At 51.3% G+C, this 20891-nt stretch carries 4 protein-coding genes; all 4 read left to right on the forward strand.

Going from position 1 to position 20891, the window contains the following annotated elements; all coding sequences use genetic code 11:
* Positions 1-29 precede the first annotated feature (29 nt).
* The 4 genes from OMQ46_RS15065 (at position 30) to OMQ46_RS15080 (ending at position 20765) form a co-directional block, all read left to right on the forward strand.
* On the forward strand, positions 30-11891 hold the full coding sequence (locus OMQ46_RS15065) for a retention module-containing protein (RefSeq protein ID WP_266238233.1): 11862 nt from the start codon (positions 30-32) through the stop codon (positions 11889-11891).
* A gap of 122 nt (positions 11892-12013) precedes the next feature.
* Positions 12014-12970, forward strand: coding sequence for a GlcNAc-transferase family protein (locus tag OMQ46_RS15070; RefSeq protein ID WP_266238235.1), 957 nt, complete (start codon positions 12014-12016; stop codon positions 12968-12970).
* Between the two features lie 165 nt (positions 12971-13135).
* Positions 13136-13723 (forward strand): hypothetical protein, encoded by a 588-nt coding sequence (locus tag OMQ46_RS15075; RefSeq protein WP_266238236.1) that lies wholly within the window; start codon positions 13136-13138, stop codon positions 13721-13723.
* 148 nt (positions 13724-13871) lie between these two features.
* Positions 13872-20765 (forward strand): retention module-containing protein, encoded by a 6894-nt coding sequence (locus OMQ46_RS15080; RefSeq protein WP_266238238.1) that lies wholly within the window; start codon positions 13872-13874, stop codon positions 20763-20765.
* Positions 20766-20891: the final 126 nt, after the last annotated feature.

Here is a 20891-nt window from a genome sequence, read left to right on the forward strand (position 1 = left end):
TTAATGGATGAAAAACAAGGGGAACAATCATGGCAACACAAATCGGCGTGATTAAGGCAATTGTTGGAACAGTAACCGCTACCGCGGCAGATGGATCGATTAGAACGCTTCAGGCAGGCGACCGCGTCTATGCTAATGAAGTTATCAGTACTGGCCCCAGCGGCGCAGTAGAGATTGAATTTGCAGACGGTAGCGTCATGGACCTGGGCAGAGACAGTCAGGCCATGCTCGATACGGCTGTGTTTGACCCCGAAGCTACCGATGTTGCTGAAGCCGAAGGTCAAGAGGTTCCAGATGATGTGGCCGCTATTCAACAGGCCATTTTGGAAGGTGAAGACCCCACTGAGGCCGGCGAAGCGACTGCAGCCGGTGCCGGTGTCGCAGGTGGTAATGAAGGCCACGATGCGGTTTTCGTCGACTACCTGAATCCAGAAGTCACGCCGGATGCCGGTTTTGAAACGATTGGTGTTAACAACACCATTGATGAAGTTGAAGATGAACAACTGATTGACGGTGTGCCAACAGCAGGTATCACCACAGTCTTGCTGGATGAAGATGATCTGATCACCGGAGGTGATATCGACCTCAGTGGTGTCAGTGCCGAATTTATCGCTTATCTGAATTCCGAACATGGCGTTTACAACTTTGGTTTTGATTCCCCCGCTGGTGTGGGCGACGAACGCACTGAACTGGGTGATGACACCGGTTCTCCTGATGGCCATTTCCTGGGTGGCAGTCTGATTGCCAACTTCGGCACCGACGGCCCCAGCGAAACCAACCCCATTGTCTTTAATGTCACCAGTGGCGCTGACGTCACTGACAGTGAAGGCAACCCTGTTACCTCAGAAGGCCAGCAAGTTAAATACTGGGTCTCTGCAGATGGCCTGACCGTGATTGGCTATATTGTTGACGGCCAATCCGAAGGTGGTCAGGAACCCCCTACACAACTTGCCCAGCAACAGCAAGCCTTTGACGGTTGTGAAGGTACTGGAGATGATATGCCGGAAATGGCAGAAATCATCTTTACCGCGCAACTGACGCCTAACGTTGATGGCGGTAGCTTCCTGGTTGGTATCTTCGGCCAGTTCGATCACGAAGCCCCTGATTACGCCAACGGTGAGTTTGTATTTGAGAACAATATGTTCCTCAACCTCGGCTTCACCATCACCGATGCGGATGGCGACAGCGCCACCGGTACCCTGCAAATCAATGTCGATGATGACAGCCCGGTTCGTACGGGTGATGAAGAAGAAGGTCTGGCGACCCAAACCGGCACTGTGCTTGAAGATGGCCTGTCTTTCGAAGATGGCGATCTCTCTGATGGCAACCCGAATAGCGTGGTGACCATGACCATTACCTCTGATGACAGCGATGCTGATCAATCTGATATCGAGAGTTTCCTGGGCCTGTCAGCCGGTGCGCTGGAGCCTGCGGTTGACAGCAACGGGGGGGATGGCACTGCTTATAACGGCTCAGCTTCCAAAACAACTTTCAATGCTGAAGCGGGTGACATCATCAGCTTTAATTGGTCATTTGATGATAATGATGGCGGTACCTATAACGACTTTGCTTTCGTCGTTATCAATGGTGAAGTTTTCGAACTGGCTGACAGCAATGGCGGTAACCTCGCCTCAAATCCGTTTACCTACGAAGTCACAGCTGATGGTGTCGTCACTATCGGCTTCGGTCAGATGAATGTGGGCGATCAAATTGCAGATTCCAGCCTATCAGTCTCTGATTTGACGCTGAACGGCAACCCAGTCGTCGTGGGTTTCGATACCCTCGGCACAGTAACGTCCAACGCTGATGTAGCCAGCGGTGACCTCAATAGCATCATTAACATGGGTGCAGATGGTCCTGGCTCGTTTGGTCTGTTGCAATCCTCTGAAAATGAAGCAGAACAGGCTCTGTTCCAGGCTGGTATAGACTCACTGCCTACCCTCTCATCTAAAGGCGAAGCGGTCAGCTATGCTGTCACTAATAATGGTTATCAATCTGTGCTTGTGGCTTCGGCTGGTGACGGTGAAGATGCACGTGAAGTGTTCACCCTGACCATCAACGCAGATGGCAGCTGGACCTTTGATCTCAATGATCAACTGGATCATGTTGCTGGTGAAACCGCTGAAGAAAACTTCAGCCTGATTACACTTGATCCTGAAACCGGTGAGCCAAATGGTTCTGTCGACAGCATCGATTTCACTCAACTGCTGCAAATCCGTGACTTTGATGGCGACCAACTGGTCATCACTGAAGATGATGCGGGTATGTTCACCATCTCCATTCAGGATGACATCCCGGTCGCAACTGAAGAAACGGTCAATATGACTGTGGATGAAGATGACATTGTTACCGACAGCTCAACGGGTAATGATCCGTTCGATAACGGTAGTGACGGTTCCTACACGGGTGAACCGGTTACTATCTTTGGTTACACCACTGACTTCTTCAATATCTTCAATGGCGGTGGCCCGGCTACCACTAGCGGTTCTGTGTCTTCACTGGTCAGCTTTGGTGCTGATGAGGAAGGCACCTTCAGCCTCGGTGATAATTTTGCCGGTCTGGAAGCTCAGGAACTGACTTCCAAAGGCGATGAACTGAGCTTTGAAGTTCAGGGCGATACCCTGATTGCCTCTGCGGATGGCAGAGCGGTATTCACGCTCGAGCTGAATGAAAATGGTGAATTCACCTTCAAGCTTTATGATCAGATTGATCATATGTCAGGAGAGGGTGAAAACAACCTGACAATAGACCTGTCCTCTATCATTCTGGCTACTGACAATGATAACGACACCATTACACTGGACAGCGGCTTCACGATTGATGTGACTGATGATGTGCCTGAACAAGATGGTATCTTCCCAGACGTCGGCATTGTCGAAGAAGAAGCCCTGCCTGCAGGTAATCAGGAAGGCTATGATGTCTGGCCTGATACCGCTGTCGCAACGGGTTCACTTGCAGACCAGGTGTCTGTCGGTGCTGATGAAGGACTGACCTTTGGTTTTGCCACCGATCTGTCCGGCTTGCCAGAGCTGACATCTGATGGCGAACCTGTCAGCTACGAAGTGAATGGCGACACCTTGACGGCCTCTACAGAGTCCGGCGAAGTCTTCACTTTGACGCTGGAAAGTAACGGTGATTACACCTTTATGCTGAAAGGTGCGCTGGATCACTCTCCGCTACAGGGTGAAAACCTTGAAGTGATTAATTTCTCTTCAATCGTTGAAGCCACCGACTTTGATGGTGACACAATCACGCTTGATAATGATTTCTTCATCAAGATTGTTGATGATATGCCAGTGGCTACTGGAGAAAGCGTTACTGTCACGGTGGATGAAGACGACATTGTTACCGACAGCTCAACAGGTAATGATCCCTTCGATAATGGGGATGATGGCTCTTACACCGGTGAGCCTGTCACTATCTTTGGCTACACCACTGACTTCTTCAATATCTTCAATGGGGGTGGCCCGGCTACCACTTCGGGTTCTGTGGCTTCACTGGTCAGCTTCGGTGCCGATGAAAATGGCACATTCAGCCTGAGCAGTGATTTTGCTGGCCTGGAAGCCCAGGGGCTGACCTCGAAAGGTGACGAACTGAGCTTTGAAGTTCAGGGTGATATCCTGATTGCCTCTGCTGATGGCAGAGCAGTATTTACCCTGGAACTGGATGATAACGGCGACTTCACCTTCAGTCTGTATGATCAGCTCGATCATGCGGCGGGTAACGGTGAAAACAACCTGCCACTGGATCTGTCTTCAGTGATTCAGGCCACTGACAGTGATGAAGACACAATCACACTGGACAGCGGCTTCACGATTGATGTCACTGATGATGTACCTGAGCAAACCGGTCTGCCTGATATCGGTGTTGTTGAAGAAGAAGCCCTGCCTGCAGGTAATCAGGAAGGATACGATGTCTGGCCTGATACTGCTGTCGCAACAGGTTCACTTGCAGATCAAGTGTCAGTCGGTGCCGATGAAGGGGCAACTTTCTCCTTGTCCGGTGATTACACATCACTGATTGCTCAGAACCTGACTTCTGATGGTGAGCCATTAACCTATTCACTGAATGGTAATACGCTGACTGCAACAGCAGGACAGACGCCTGTCTTCACATTGTCACTGGAAAGCAATGGCGACTATACCTTCACACTGGTAGGCCCGTTGGATCATGCTGACAGTGTGATTGAAGAGAACCTGCTTTATATCGACCTCTCTGGCATTGTGAATGCGGAAGACTTTGACGGTGACACAATCACGCTGAATCAGGACTTCTACATCAAGGTTATCGATGATTCTCCGGAAGTTGGTACCAACGACACTGTGCTTCTGGATGACGATGCCCTGCAAGGTGGTAACCCCGGCGGACCCGCTGACGATGCAGATGCTTCTAATGTGACTGGTACTTTGTCGCACAGCTTTGGCGCAGATGGTGGCAGCATTAGCTGGCAAACATCAGGTGCACCGAGTGGCTTCACCTATGAAACCAGCGGTGACGACCTGCTCATCAAGCAAGGCGGTGAAACCGTTCTCACACTGAGCCTGAACCCTGAAACCGGTGAGTACTCTGTTACACAGAACGCGCCAATCGACCATCAAGATGATGGTAATAACGATGAAAACAATCAGGTTTTCAATGTGGGTTACCTGGTCACGGATAATGATGACGACACTGAAACCGGTTCATTGCAAATCAATGTCGATGACGACACGCCAACGGTAGAACCTTATGAAGTCAACACTATGCGCATCATCAGTGATGATGACACGGTTGCTGGCCTCAATGGCAATCCGGGTGAAGGCACCAATACCAATGACGGTGCTGGCACAGACAGTAAAGAATACAACCAGAGCAAAACGCTGCAGTTCTCTACTGGCGCTGATGGCGGCACTGTTGCCTGGAACGTAGATAACAGCTCTGTCGATGATGCTACAGCCGGTATCAGTTTCAGCGTCAATGGTGATGGCTCTCTGATCATCACTCAGATGCAAAATGGTGTTCCGGTGCAAGTCGCAGAGATCACCCTGGATGCCAACACCGGTGAGTATAACTACACCCAAACCAGCAACCTGCTGCATACCGCGGGTGACAATGAAAACGAAGCTGCGTTTACACTGGGCTTCACCGTCACCGATGGTGATGGAGATACTGCTGATGGTCACCTGACCCTGTTAATTGATGATGACACACCGGTTATTACCAGCCAGCAAATCAACCTGCTGACAGAGTCGTTTGAAGACTTTGCGCCTGATCTGTCCGGCAACAACTGGACCGTGGTGGGTGAAGGTAGCGGTACCATCATCGGTAACAACGGTATCGAATGGACTGTTAACGCTGCGGGTATTGAAATTCAATCCGGTAACGCCGGTGGCGCCAGTGCTTCTGATGGTGATGTCCATGCGGAACTGGATGCCCACGACAGTAATGGCGATGGTGGTAGCACCCTGACGCAACTGTCTACCGAGGTTGAATTACCGACCTCTGAAGCTACGCTGAGCTTTGATTTCCAACCACGTCCAAGCGATGTGGATGGCAGTGACATGAGCGTGTCGCTGGGTGATCAAACTGTCAACATCAATGTCGACGGAGCTGGTGTTATTGACTTTGGTTCCTTGCCTGCCGGTGTGACTGCATCACAAACAAGCAGTGCTGGTGGTTGGACAACAATCACCCTGACCTTCACTGGTCTGGATACTAGCAGTGCACAAACCTTGAGCTTTGAAGGTCAAGGGGCTGCAAATACGCTGGGTGCCTACATCGACAATATCAGTCTGGACGCAGTAGCGAGCCTGACTGTTGATGAATCTGCACTGACTGATGGTAACGGTGAAGCCGGTGCTTCAACTACGGCCAGCTTCGACTTCAGTGGCTTCTTCACCGGTGCATTCGGTGCTGACGGCCCTGCTGATGCTGACAGTGAAAGCTACAGTCTGAACCTGAGCGGAGAAGATATTGCTTCAGGTCTCTATGCTGTAGACAACACTGATACCGATGCCGGTGACGGCGATGGCTTCGGACAGGGCGCAGAAATTCTGCTGAACCAGGTCGGTGATGATATCGTCGGCTCAGTTGGCGGTGTCGATTACTTCACTATCAGCGTTGATGCTGAAACCGGTGAAGTCACACTGACACAGCATGAAAATATCTGGCATGCAGATACCACTAACCCGGACGACAGTCAGGGTATGGTGCTGGATTCAGAGCTGCTGACCTTGGTGAAAACCATTACTGATGCTGATGAAGACAGCGCTGAAGCAACGCTGGATCTGGGTGGTGTCAGCTTCAACTTTGAAGATGATGCGCCAACCATTGAAGCACAACAGCCAGCACAGCCTTACCTGCTGACTGTGACCAATGAAGGCGGTGACGCCGGTTACAACAACACCTATGGTTTCTACATCAAAGGTGAAAATGGTGAACCGGTCAGCGGTGAAATCATCTGGGCGAATGTGAAAGATAACGAGTCTGATGAAATCACTGTAGAAGTGACCGACCCATCTGATATCGGCTTCTTCATTATTCCTGATGGTGCTGACCTGAATGACCTGAACAATGGTGATGCTGTTACCTTTGAGCAGGATGGTGAGGGTAACTGGCAAGTCTTGCTGGATGGTGAGCCACTGACTGGACAGGGTACGAGTGTCCTGTTCGATAACGCTGACCTGAACCCGGGTAATGCTGAAGCAGTGGAAGATAATGTTGCAACAGGTAACCAGAACTGGGAAGACATCATTGGCGGTGATAACGACTTCAATGACGTTAACATCAATGTCAGCATTAACCAGCTCGGTGCCATCACAGTTGATGAAACCGATATCGGCAATGGTGACCCAAGCAACGCCACAGCGACGCTGGATCTGTCAGGCAGCTTTACTGCTGACTTCGGTGCAGATGGTCCAGGTGATGTCGATTACGCTTTGTCCGTTGATACAGATGTTGAAACCGGTCTGGTAGATACACTGAGTGGCAAAGATGTTGAACTGCGTGTTAACGGCGATGGTGTCGTCGAAGGTTACATCACAACCGATGACAACATGGACCTGGTTGTTTTCACAGCCAGTGTTGACGATGAAGGTGTGGTCACGCTCACTCAACTGCGTGCGGTTGAGCACGACGATGCCACAGATCCGGATGAAGCAAATTCTCCGGCCACACTGAATGCCGGTGCGATTGCCTTGACAGGCACTGTCACTGACGCTGATGGCGATAGCGCTGACGGCAGCATTGATGTCGGTGTGTTGTTTGCCTTTGAAGATGACGGTCCAGTGGCTGCCGATGATGTCGATTCCATCGACAATGGCACTGCCGAAGGCAACGTTGTCACGGCTGACAGCACTGACGGTGAAGCTGGCGTCGATAGCTACGGCGCCGATGGCGCTGGCAGTGTCACTTCGGTCTCATTTGGTGATACCACAGTAGAAGTCCCAGCCGATGGCTCGGTCGAGATTGAAGGTGACTACGGTACGCTGACCATGCATTCAGATGGTAGCTATACCTACACCGCCGATCCTGACAGTCTGCCGCAAAATACCCAAACGGTAGAAGGCTGGACTAACACTGGCAGCAATATGACCGCCTTTAACCTGGGTGAGTCGTTCCTGACTGCTGATGGTAAATTCAGCGATACCGGCTCAGGCACCGTGAGCACAGGTGGCAACGCGCCGGGCTTTGGTGTTGCTGGTACATCGGGTGCCAACACGTCAGTCCCTGAGCAAATTAATCAGTCTGGCAGCGAAAGCGAAGCGCTGGCATTCAAATTTGCTGGTGATGTCACTGCTGCCACTGTCCAGTTCTCGAATCTGTTTAATAACGAGAACGGCGGTGAAGCTATGCGCTGGCATGCGTTTGATGCTGATGGTAACCGTATCGGCAGTGGTATTGTCAGCGACAACGATGCAACAGACCCATACGCAGGCAACACAGATGCAACCTACAGCAACAATAACGTGGGTTCATTTACTATCAGCGATATTGGTGCATTCAGTACACTGGTATTCGAAGGTGTGCCATACAGCGATGATGGCAGTGCGGCCTCTGATGATTCCGACTTCTTTGTGAATGTCACTTCCTATGAAGTGTTCAACTCGCAGGATAACGCTTATCAGGATGAGTTCGGCTATACCATCGTTGATGGTGATGGTGACAGCGCTTCAGCCACATTGACGCTGAATGGCAACAGTGAACCTCAAGAAGGTCAGCTTGAGCCAGTCGCGCCTGTCGCAGCCGACAACACCTACCAGGTGGACGGTGTAACAAGCGGTAATATCATCACTGATGATGACGATAATGGTGGTGCCGCGTCGGGTCGTGATTACGACAACGACACACCTGTCATCAACCTGTCTATCAACTCAATCATTGTTAATGGTGATGAAACCATCATCACTGAAGACGGTACCGAGATTGAGCTTGATAACGGTACGCTGGTCATCAACCTGGATGGTAGCTACACCTATACACCTGCTCAGGATGCTGACGGTGGTGATGAGTTTGAATACACCCTGGTCGATCCGGATGGTGAAGTGAGTGAACCTGCGACAGTAACGCTGCTTGAGCCATTGGTGTCTGATGTAGTGACGCTGGGTGATGTCAGTGTCAATGAAGGTGATGGCACCGCAATCATTACCGGTAGTGTTGAAAATCCTGTTACCGGAAGCCCACTGGTGATTAGTCTGAGCAATGGTGCCACAATCACTATCCCTGTAGGTCATACCAGTGCAGACTCCACACCATTCTCTATTCAGGGTGATGATGTCTATCTTGATGGTGAAAGCTACTCAGTAGAAATTACGGGTACCTCGGGTGGCCAGTACTCTTCTTTGGATACCTCTGATGAAGCCACGGTAACGGTCAGCGACACTAGCGATACTGTGACTGCCACACTGACCACTTCAACCACAGAAGTGAGTGAAGACGGTGGTGATATCACCTACACCATCACATTGAGTGGTGGCCCTGGCGATATCGACCCGGATGCCGATCTTGTCTTCACCCTGGCTAATGGTGAGCAGGTCACTATCTCTGCTGGCGATACCTCAGGTTCGTTCACCCGCACTTACACTGATGCTGAGATTACTAATCAATCGGCTATCACCAATAGTATTAGTGGTATTGCGTCTGGCGGCAGTGAGTACGAAGATCTGCAGACTGCGGGTGAAACTTCAGTCGATGTAAATTACGATCCTGAAATCACTGACCTGACGCCAGCCGCTAATGGTGGTGATGTCACGGTGGATGAGGATGATCTGCCTACGGGGTCAGACACAACTAAAGAATCCACCACGCAGGAAGGTACATTCACCATCAGCAGTGGCGATGCCATTGATGACCTGACAATTGATGGTCATGCAGTCATCACTGATGGCACATTCAGCACAACCAGCTTCACCACGGCGCTGGGTAATACGCTGTCTGTGACTGGCTATGATGCCAATACGGGTGAGATCACTTATACCTATGAGCTGGCAGACAATACCTTAAACCATGGCCCTGCCAATAATGGTGAAAATGGTGTGTTTGAGAACCTGGCTGTTAGTTTGAGTGATGTCGATGGTGATGTCGCCAACGATACGCTGTCAGTGCAAATCATTGATGATGTACCAACAGCTGTTGCCGACAACGCACAGGCTGAAGAGGGCTCTAGCGAAACACTGGGCTCAGATCTGGTATTGATGATTGATACCTCAGCCAGTGTGTCCAGCAGTCAGCTGGCCTCGATGAAGGCCTCACTGCAAAACCTGTTCAATAGTGGCTCGGTCCATTCTGTGTTCATCACTTCGTTTGCTGAAGGCGGTGAGTTCCATGATTCAGGTGCCAATGGTGGCTGGTACACCGACCTGGGTGATGCGATGGCAGCCATCAATGGCCTGAGTTCATCCGGTACCGGTACATACGGCACGGACTATGATGCTGCATTGGAAGCTGTCACCGATAACTTTACGGCACCACCTGCTGGCGGTGATCAGTTAGTGTCTATGTTCATCTCGGATGGTGAACCAAACGAGACCAATGGTACAGGTAGCTACGGCATTATCGGTGGTGAAGAAAGTGCCTGGATAGACTTCCTTGAAGCCAACAACTTCGATAATTCCTATGCCGTTGGTTACAACGGACTGGATAGCACTGGAGCTGGCTTCTTGGAACCGATTGCCTGGACCGAAGGTGAAGGTAGTTCAACACACTCAGGTTCAGATGATGACAATGTCATTATTCTGGATAATGTGGAAGACTTGGCTGATACCTTAACCTCGACGGTCACGGCCACTCCGAACCCTGTCACGGGTAATGTGCTGGCTAACGATGATGCCGGTGCCGATGGCTTTGGTACACCAGCCCTGGTTGATGTGACCTACGACGGCAATACCGTGACCTTCAGTGGCACCACCACCTCAGCAACCTTTAATACGGTGGCCGGTGAGGTTGTCATCAACAGTGACGGTAGCTATGAGTTCACCGGCTTATCTGACACCAATACCGATGTTAGTGCCGTTATCAACTACACCATCCAGGATGCTGATGGCGATCAATCCAACAGTAATCTGGTTGTTACTACACAGGATAGTGTGCCAACAGCTGTAAATGATGTGGATGATGTAGATGAAGCGACATGGTCAATTAATGGGACTGACTTTGCCACTGTTACGACTGAAAACTGGAGTGATACACCTGACCAAGATTCTTACAATATCAATCAGAATATAAACCCAGGCTGGTGGTCTGATGCATCAACAACCAACAATATCGACATCGACGCCGATAATGACCATCAAGCAAGTATTTTGATAGACATTGATATTTCAGGTTACAGGTCAGGTGATCAAATTCTCGCTCAACTGTATAAAGTTGTGGATGGAGGAAGTGACCAGTTGGTAGAGAATGTTGGTATTAATTATGACCAAACAGTCAGTTTCAACGGAATCGATGAGAGTGGTCAGTATTATGTCCGCTTGTATGGCAGTGACAATACTTGGGATGGCAATTTAAGAGCCTCTATGAGTAATTTGAGAGTCAACGCGTTTGACTTCACTCAAAATACCTACTCAACCACAGTCAATACCGCTGCACTCGCCGCATTGGCTGCCGCTACCGGCAATGTCTTAGCCAATGATGATGCGGGGGCTGATGGTGGCCTGTCTGTGACTGAGGTGAATGGGGATGCGGTCAGTGGTAGCACCAATATCGATGGGCTGTATGGCACATTAACCATCGATGAAAACGGTGACTACACCTACACACCAAATGTTGAAGACCTGCCTGCGGGGATGAGCGACAGCTTTACCTACACGGTGACTGATGCAGATGGTAGTGAAGATACTGCGACGCTGACTATTGATATCAACGACCATAACTATGTGGTGGATGATAACGATAATGTCGCTGTAGCAGATGCTGCCGGAGGTACTGTCAATGCACTGGACGGCGATGATGTCCTTATCGGTTCCGACCAGGCTGACACACTGATGGGTGGTGCCGGCAATGACAACCTGATGGGGAATGACGGTGACGACACGCTGATTGGCGGTGCCGGTAACGACATCCTGACAGGGGGTGATGGTGCTGATATCTTCAAGTGGGAGTCAGGCGATGACGGCACAAGCAGCGAACCTGCTGTCGACTTCGTCACCGACTTTAACGCTGGCGAAGGTGATGTGCTGGATCTTGCCGATCTCCTGGTTGGTGAGAGTGACAATGCGAATGACCTCACCAATTACCTGAGTTTCGAGTCTGATGGTACGGATACTGTGATCAACGTATCACCCACCTCTGGTGGTGATTCGACACAGCAAATCGTTCTGCAGGGTGTCGATTTAACTCAGGGAGGCACAATCTCTGACCTGCAAATCATCCAGAACCTGTTGGGTGGTGATAATCTGGACGTTGATCCCAGCTAATCATGCTGGTGGCCGGTAACAACACATTGTTACCGGTCAGCGTTCTTAAAACAAAAGGCCCGCGGTAGGCATACCGCGGGCCTTTTTGTATGCTGAGTGAACAGAAAACGAGTTGAGAGACGATGAGCCAGAACCCACCCACTCTGTTTGTAGCGATTGCGAATTATCGTGACCGGGAAATTACGGCCACCATCAGCGACCTGTTCAGGCGGGCTGCCAGACCGGAGCTGATTCGGGTGGGCGTGCTGTCTCAGCTTATGCCGGGGGATGAGGCCTGTCGTGCGCCAGCGCATCCGCAAGTTCAGGAAGTCGTGATAGATGCTGCCAGTAGCCGGGGCGTGTGTTGGGCCAGGAGTCACCTGTATCAGACATTGTCCGGCGATGAAGCTTTTGTGCTGCAGATTGATAGTCATATGCGTTTTGAGCCGGCGTGGGATCGCCGACTGTTTGAAATGTGGCAGCAATGTGAGGGCGATAAGACGATTATCAGTCACTACCCACTGGGCTACGTGCCACCTGACCAGTTGGCGGAAAAAGCCATTACGCGGTTAAAACCCGGCCGCTTTAATGCGCACGGCACACTGGTGTATCAGTCAGATATATTCCCCTATAAAAACAGGCCTTCAAAGCCGCTGTCTTCAGCCTTTGTTTCCGGGAACTTTCTCTATGCACCGGCATTGGCGCTGAAACAGGTGCCTTATGATCCCTACCTGTATTTTTTTGGCGAGGAAATTACGCTCTCAGCCAGGCTATGGACCCATGGCTGGGATTTTTATGCCCCCAACGATGTATTGGCGTATCACAACTATGAAAAACAGACCGGCCGTCCCCGTCACTGGGATGATCACACACAGGCGGAGCAGTTGGAATGGCTGAGTGTCGACAGGATTCAGTATCTGCTAGCAGGCCGGAAGCCGCATAATCCTGATGCACTTAAACAGATAGCGCATTATGGTCTGGGAACGCAACGCTCACTGCAAGACTATGAAACCCTGGCCAAGGTCAGTTTCAGCCAGCAGAAAATTCTGGAAACAGACTATATCCGCCATGGCCGAAGGCTTCGTATCTATAAAGCCTGATATCGACTCAGCCAAAATTTAAGTCAGTGTAAACAATTGTTTACAAAATTTGTAACGTCTTTATTACATTGTACCAAGGTACTATAGCCGACTCCTTCAAAGAAGCGCATAACAGACTTAACGGTTAATTTTTGACCATGTTTTTGTCTTTGAGGAGGGGAAATCATGGCGACTGAAATTGGTGTAGTTAATCTGCTGATGGGTACCGTCACCGCATTTTCAACTGACGGTTCACTCAGAATTCTCAAAGTTGGCGACAGCGCTTATGCCAACGATCTCATCCTGTCTGGCCCGGACGGCGCTATTGAAATCCGTTTTCTCGATGGCAGCGTGATGGATCTGGGCCACGATTCACAACTTCTGCTCAACACGGACTTCTTTGACCTGAACCTGTCGGGCCACAGCGGTGACGTGAGTATCCTGGTGGATGCTGATGGCGACGTCATTCTGAGCGGTAATGAGCCGCTTCAAAATAACGCTAATCCTGCTGAACAAAACGGCTCATGGCAGCATGATCTCGCGGGGTTTGGACAGTCTGAGTTGAGTTCTCTCGATCTGACAGATGTGTTGAGTCAGGCCGACAATCACATTGCCGGCGTGGAGTATGAGGGGCATCTTCAGATTCAAGTCAGTAATGCTGAAGGGCTGGTGCAGTTAATCAACCTAACGGATGTCGTTGCAACCGATGATATGGCAGCCCAATCACTGCTGACACGAATACTGAATGCAGGTGATAACAGTGATGTGTCCTGACAGAGGAAGGCACAATTTTTATTTTCACGCCGAGATCAGCGGCGTGATGCGTTATTCCCGGTTGCCGCCAATGCGGGTAGCCAGATAACAAACAAATGGACTGCTGACTACAGCCCATCAAGTCATTAGCTTTTAAGGAGGCGAGGATATGGCTATTCAAATTGGTGTAGTAAAAGCAACAACAGGTGCAGTCACAGCGACTGCTGCGGATGGTGCAATCAGAACGCTACAAGCGGGTGACCGTGTTTTCGCCGATGATCTCATTGCGACCGGGCCAAATGCTGCGATTGAAATTCAATTCACCGATGGCAGTGTGATGGATCTGGGCAGAAACACTCAGGCCATGCTGGATAAAGATATATTTGATCCTGCCACCGCGACGGCAGCAAGCGAAGACGGTGAGACGGTGCCGGCTGATGTTGCTGCGATTCAGCAGGCTTTGCTGGAAGGCGAGGATCCGACTGAAACAGCAGAAGCCACGGCAGCGGGTGCTGGTGTAGAAGGTGGCAATGAAGGGCACGAAGCGGTGTTTGTCGATTATCTCAATCCTGCCGTTACACCTGAAGCCGGCTTTGACACCATTGGTGTCACGAATGAATACGATCTGCCGGAAGAAGACCTGATTTTTATTGAAGAAGAAGGCGGCGCCCCGTTCACCGATGGCACCGAGGTATTTGTGGATGAAGACGATCTGGGGGCGGAAGTTCTGTTCAGTTTTGTCGGCCCATCTGCCATTCTCGCGGCTTTTGAACTGGATACCGGTTACGGCTGGAATTATCCATTTAAATTCGGCAACAACGATGAAGCATCCGGCGACGACTTACCCCCCAATTCATCCACGACCCAGTCGGGCACTTTGAATGCCGGATTTGGGCCGGATGGGCCGGGTAATGTCGTTTTTCAGCCTGAGGCTGCTCAGCCTTCGGGACTGACTTCCGGTGGCGAGCCGGTGTTGATCTGGGTGTCTGCTGACGGCTCGAAGCTGGTCGGATATATCCTAAAATCCGGGTATGACTATGACGACGGCGGCGATTTTTCCCAGCTTCAGTTCAGTGAGTATGAATATGGTGAAATGGCAGAAATTATTTTCACTGCCGAACTGGATGCGCTGAACTACAGTTTTAGCCTGCATGGTCCGCTGGATCATGCGCCGGGTGATACAGAAAACAACCTCTTTGTTGATTTGAGCTACACCATCACTGATAGCGACGGTGACAGTGCCAATGGTTTGCTGCGCGTGAATGTCGATGATGATGTGCCGGTGCGCGCTGAAGATGATGAGGAAATGGCGCAGATTATTGCCCAGGTGCATGAAGAGGGTATGTCCACAGCGCTGGGTGATGAGGGTGATCAGTCAGAAGGCAACCGCAATGGTGGTTCGCTGATGGAAGATGAAACCGACGGTTATACTGCCGGTTCGTTGACCAGTTTGATATCTGTCGGTGCCGATGCGCCAGCCAAATTCAGTCTGATTGATGACAATGTAGCAGTGAATGACTTATTGCCGGGCCTGTACTCACAAGGTGAGTCAGTGACCTACAGCGTCAGCAATGGTGCGGGTGAATCCGTTTTGACTGCCATGGCCGGCGACCGCGTGGTGTTTACTCTGACCGTTTATAGCAATGGTCACTGGAAATTTGATCTGGATGATCAACTGGATCATGCCGCGGGTGAAGGGGAAAACTTCACCTTGCTGACCGGTGATGGCGGGTATGATGTTTCCACGGTTGGCAATATTGATTTCACTCAGTTGCTGAAAGTGACCGATGCCGATGGTGATGAACTCGTCTGGAGTGATGACGACACTGAAGTCTTCGCCATTCAGGTTCAGGATGATGTGCCCAGTATTGTTGCTGTTGAGGGCGATTTTAATCCAGTTTCCGCTATGGTGGTGGAAGACGCCTTATCCACCACGGTGGAACCCAGCGATAGTTCACAAGGTATTCTAGATGCGGGGCAGACCACTGATGATGATAGCGCCAGTGGTGTTGCCGGTTCATTGACCAGCCTGGTGAATGTCACTGAGGGTGCCGATGAGCCGGCTTCCCTGACCTTTGGCTTGCTCGCTGATACCAGTGGTCTGCCTGCTCTGTATTCCAACGATGTTGCCGTGACCTATTCTGCCAGCGGTAATGTACTGACGGCCATGGCGGGCGATACTGTCGTCTTTACCCTGACTGTGAATGCCGATGGCAGTTGGGCTTTTGATCTGGATGACCAGTTGGATCATGTTGATGCTGACGGCGATACGGGCACCATGTTGGTCACTGACGGTGGTTCGGTTGCATTCATTGATTTCTCATCGGTCGTGACTGCCACGGTGGAAGATGCCGATGGTGACACAGCCACGCTGGACGGTTTATCCGCTGGTGCATTCACTATCAGTGTTCAGAATGATGTGCCCGTGGCCAATGATGAAACACCGCGCAACCTGACGGAAGGCGATCCAGCCATCAATGGCAATGTACTGGATAACGATATCGCCGGTGCTGACGAAACCATAACACTGACTCACGTCAACCTTGGCAGTGGCTTTGTTGCTATTGATAGTGGCAGCGACCTTGGCGATGGCGACTATGGCTTTGATGTGGCCGGTGTCGGCAGCTATAGTTTTAATGCAGACGGAAGCTGGACTTTTACCTCGGCTGACAGTGTTGATAACTCCGAAGGTGATGTGGATGCCGGTTTTGACTATCGCATTAAAGATGCCGATGGTGATCCTGCAGAGGCCAATCAGCCGATCACTATTGCTGATGGTGAAGGCCCGATGGCCGGTGATCCGATTACCCTCACCGTCGATGATGAAAACCTGGCCGATGGCTCCAACCCGGCCGTACCGGTGGAAGACTCAGACGATATCGTCTTTACCACCGGCAGCGACGCCATTGCCACGATTGTGTTTGCCACCGATCTGAGCGGTCTGGACAGCAGCCTCGACTGGACGCGGGTGAATGACAACCAGATCGTAGGCCGTGATGACGGCGTGGATATCGTGATCCTCGACCTGAACGTTGTCGGTACAACCTCCACCGTTAAAGCGACGCTCAATGATAACTACGACAGTCATCCGAGCTTTACCGAGGATGACTTAAAGGCACTGGGCAATGTCGGCGTCGTCGCCACCGATATCGATGGTGACACCGCGACCGGAACGGTCAATGTTGAAGTCTCTGACGACGTGCCGGATATGACCGTCAGTGGTACTGATACCGTGGCTGAGGATGCGGCCAGCCCGATTGACGGCACCTGGGATAATGCCAGTGCCGGCGCTGATGGTGCGGCCAGTACCGTGGTCAAAGTCGGCAGCGATGCGTATGCGCTGGACACAGATATCAACCTGGCTCAGGGTACGCTGCGGGTCAATGCAGACGGCAGCTGGACTTTTGATCCGAACAGTCTGGATCAGGACGATCCGCAAAGCCTCACCTTCAGCGTGGAAGTCACCGATGCGGATAACGATATCGCCAGTGACGATCACACCATTACCATTACTGATGGTGCCGGCCCGATGGCCGGTGATCCCATCACCCTCACCGTGGATGATGAAAACCTGGCCGATGGCTCTAACCCGGCCGTACCGGTGGAAGACTCAGACGATATCGTCTTCACCGCCGGCAGTGATGCCATTGCCAGCATTGTGTTTGCCACTGACTTGACCGGTCTGGACAGCAGCCTCGACTGGATCCGGGTGAGTGATAACCAGATCGTGGGTCGTGATGGCGGGGTGGATATCGTTACCCTCGACCTGAATGTCGTAGGCGATACCGCGACGGTTAAAGCCACGCTCAATGATAACTATGACAGTCATCCAAGCTTCACTGCGGATGACCTACAGGCACTGGGCAGTGTGGGCGTGGTCGCCACCGATATCGATGGTGATACCGCGACCGGAATGGTTAATGTGCAGGTATCGGATGATCTGCCATCAGCTCAGGACTACATCGGTGGTAACTACACCGAAGGCAGTAGTAATAATGTGGTTGCTGCCGATGCCGCTGCAACACTGGGCATCGCAGGTGGCGCAGACGGCCTGAACAGCAGCCTGCAGGCAATCAGCTTCACTGGCGGCCTGGGCACGCTGTTCATTAACGGCAGCGGTCAGTTGATTTACACTCCGCCTGCCAATGTGGCTAATACCAATGGCGATCCTGTCGATGATGTCTTTAGCTACACAGTGACCGACAAAGACAATGACAGTGTCACCAGACAGGTTACCGTCAGTATTACCGATACCGGTGTTACCGAACTCAGCGCGAGCAATGCGCTCGTCGATGAGGATGATCTGCCGCTGGGTAATAATGACAGTGCCACCGGTGATGACAACCCTGTGAGCAGTGGCACTATCAGCTACAGCGTCGGTGCAGATGGTTTTGACAGTGTCAGTTTGTCCACAACCGGTGATACAACGGGTCTGATGACACATGACGGCGATGCCGTTGATACCACCTGGGACAGTGGCAGCAATACATTGATTGGCTATGTTTCTGGCACGGACAGCAGTGATGCCGCAAACCATGTGTTTACTGTCTCACTGACCAATATCAATGCGACTGGCGCAGACTATGACGTGACATTATTGCAAGCGGTAAAACATCCGGATGCTAATAATGAAAACAATGTCGGTTTCAGTGTCAATGTCACGGTGCAGGATAATGACGGCAGTGAGGGGCTGACCAGTTTTAATGTCAGTATAGATGATGACCTGCCGCTGGCGACGCCTGAGACCAATAGCGGTGAAGCGACGCTTGAAATCGATACTAACCTGATGCTGATTCTGGACGTATCCGGCAGTATGAATGATCCGGCCAACTTCCAGGGTATGACAAGGCTGGAAGTCATGATCAAATCCAGCCTGGAGCTGCTGGATCAGTATGATGCCTATGGCGATGTGATGGTGAATATCATCACCTTTGCCTCCAGTGCCGCTAATCCAGGTGGTGGATGGGTGACGGTTGATCAGGCCAAATCCATAATTCTCGACTTGTCGGCAAGTGGCAATACCAACTATGACGATGCCCTGAATGACGCGATAAATGCCTTCGCCCAGTCTGGCGAAATTCCCGGAGCGCAGAACATTTCCTATTTCATGTCCGATGGTGAGCCTAACGAAAACAGTGTTAGCAACCCTGCAACCATTCCGGGCGGAGACAATGATCTAGGGGGCGGAGATGGTATTCAGTCCGATGAGGAAAGTGACTGGATACGTTTCCTTGAAGCCAACAATATCAAGTCCTTCTCGTTGGGAATGGGAACCGGTGTCGATGAAGATGAACTCGACCCGATTGCTTATGATGGTGTGGAAGCGGTTAATACTGACTCAATCGTGGTCTCTGACTTTGCTGATCTGCAGGCAACGTTGATTGGTACCATTGATGTACCGCCACTTTCCGGCAATCTGATTAAAGGGGAAGCGGGTGCCGATGAGGGCTGGGTCTATTCGGTCACTGTAGGTGGGGTGAGCTACCTATATGATGAGCCGACTGACACCCAGTCGGTCAGCGGTGGTGCTGCAAACGGCACGTTCAACGCTGTCAGCAATACCTGGACTATCAGTACCCCAGAAGGCGGTACCCTCGTCGTTGATATGGTCAGCGGTGATTATGAGTATCTTGGACCGGATGCGGTGCCTACTGTGGTGCAGGAAATCTTTGGCTTTACCATCAGCGACTATGACGGCGATATGGCCTCCAGCACACTGACGGTGACCATCGATCCGGCTGCGGGTCCGATGATTGTCCGCGATGACTTTGTGCTCACCAATCAGGACCCGGTAGACATTCCCGACTGGGCATTGCTGGCCAATGATAGCGGGCCGGATAGTGACAGCCAGGTCATATCGGCAGTGTCCAATGCGAATGACGGCAGCGTAACTGATAACCCCGGCTCTGTTATGTTTGATGACAATGATAGTGACGGCGGCAGCTTTGATTACACCAATACCGCGGGCAGTCGCTCAGATGACGCAAATGTGTCAGTTGAACGGCAGTCCGGTGATACCATCCAGGGCGATTATCTGGATGAAATCCTGATTGGTGGCGATGGCGCTGAAATACTCAATGGCGGAGCCGGCGACGATATCCTGATTGGGGGAGATGGCACGACCGGTACCAGCCCCGTTGCCCGCCAGGTCAATCTTGATGTGCGATCCGGCTCAACATTCGGCAACAGTAACCAGTTTGGTTTCGCCTTTGCCTCAGGCGCGGGACTTTATATCACTGAAATCAGAATTGATATTTCCAGTGAGGGTTTCTTTGACCAATCCGGTGGTAGTAGTTATCCCTTTACCATCGGCAATGAATCCACGGTGCTGTTGGCCGATATCAACACAGTGACAGCGGGTGATACGACAGAACTGGTCATCACTTTCGTCCCAGGTAGTTTCGTTGCGGGTGAAACTCTGCGTTTTGGTATTGATACCGATGGTAATGATATCGACGAGGGTGGAGACTTTGGTGACGAATCTATCCCCTACAGCATCAGCTTCAGTGATGGTGAGACGATCAATGGTAATTACACCGATGGCCCTGGAAGTGGTAACAGTGATACGAGTGATGCCACTGCTGTTGGCTCGCCGGTGGCAGAGCCTGCTGTTGATGACATGCTGGATGGCGGCGACGGTAACGATATCCTGCAAGGTGGCGGTGGAAATGACCTGCTGACTGGCGGTGATGGGGATGATATTTTCCTCTGGAGAGCCGGTGATGAGGGTACTGCGGCACAACCAGCGATGGACATCATTACTGACTTCAATACCAGTGGAGAGTCTGATGCCATAGACCTCAGGGATATTCTGGATGGTGAGAGTTACCAGTTATCCGGCAGCGATGAGGTCAACGGCGGCAATATCCTTGATTACCTCAACGTTCAGGAAGTGGGGGCTGATGTGGTGATCAGTGTCAGCACGGATGGCAGTGGTGCTGTGAACCAGACCATCACGCTTCAAAACACCAGCTTCACTGATCTGGGTGTCACCGGGGCAACGCAGGCTGAGATCATCGGTCAACTGTTGGCCAATGGCGCCATTCAGACTGATGAAAGCTGATAACTATCGGGGTTAAAACATTGAGGCCGGCTTTTTAGCCGGCCTTTCTTTTATCAACCTTAGTCATGTCTGGCTTATTGAAGCCATATTAATGCTCAGCACTGGTTGTCGTAGCAAGAGCCTGGC

This window comes from Methylophaga sp. OBS1, from assembly GCF_026319365.1.

Excerpts from the sequence above, each read along its gene's own strand:
- OMQ46_RS15065 (WP_266238233.1), top strand. The coding sequence starts at position 30 with ATGGCAACACAAATCGGCGTGATTAAGGCAATTGTTGGAACAGTAACC.
- OMQ46_RS15075 (WP_266238236.1), top strand. The coding sequence starts at position 13,136 with ATGGCGACTGAAATTGGTGTAGTTAATCTGCTGATGGGTACCGTCACC.
- OMQ46_RS15080 (WP_266238238.1), top strand. The coding sequence starts at position 13,872 with ATGGCTATTCAAATTGGTGTAGTAAAAGCAACAACAGGTGCAGTCACA.
- OMQ46_RS15070 (WP_266238235.1), top strand. The coding sequence starts at position 12,014 with ATGAGCCAGAACCCACCCACTCTGTTTGTAGCGATTGCGAATTATCGT.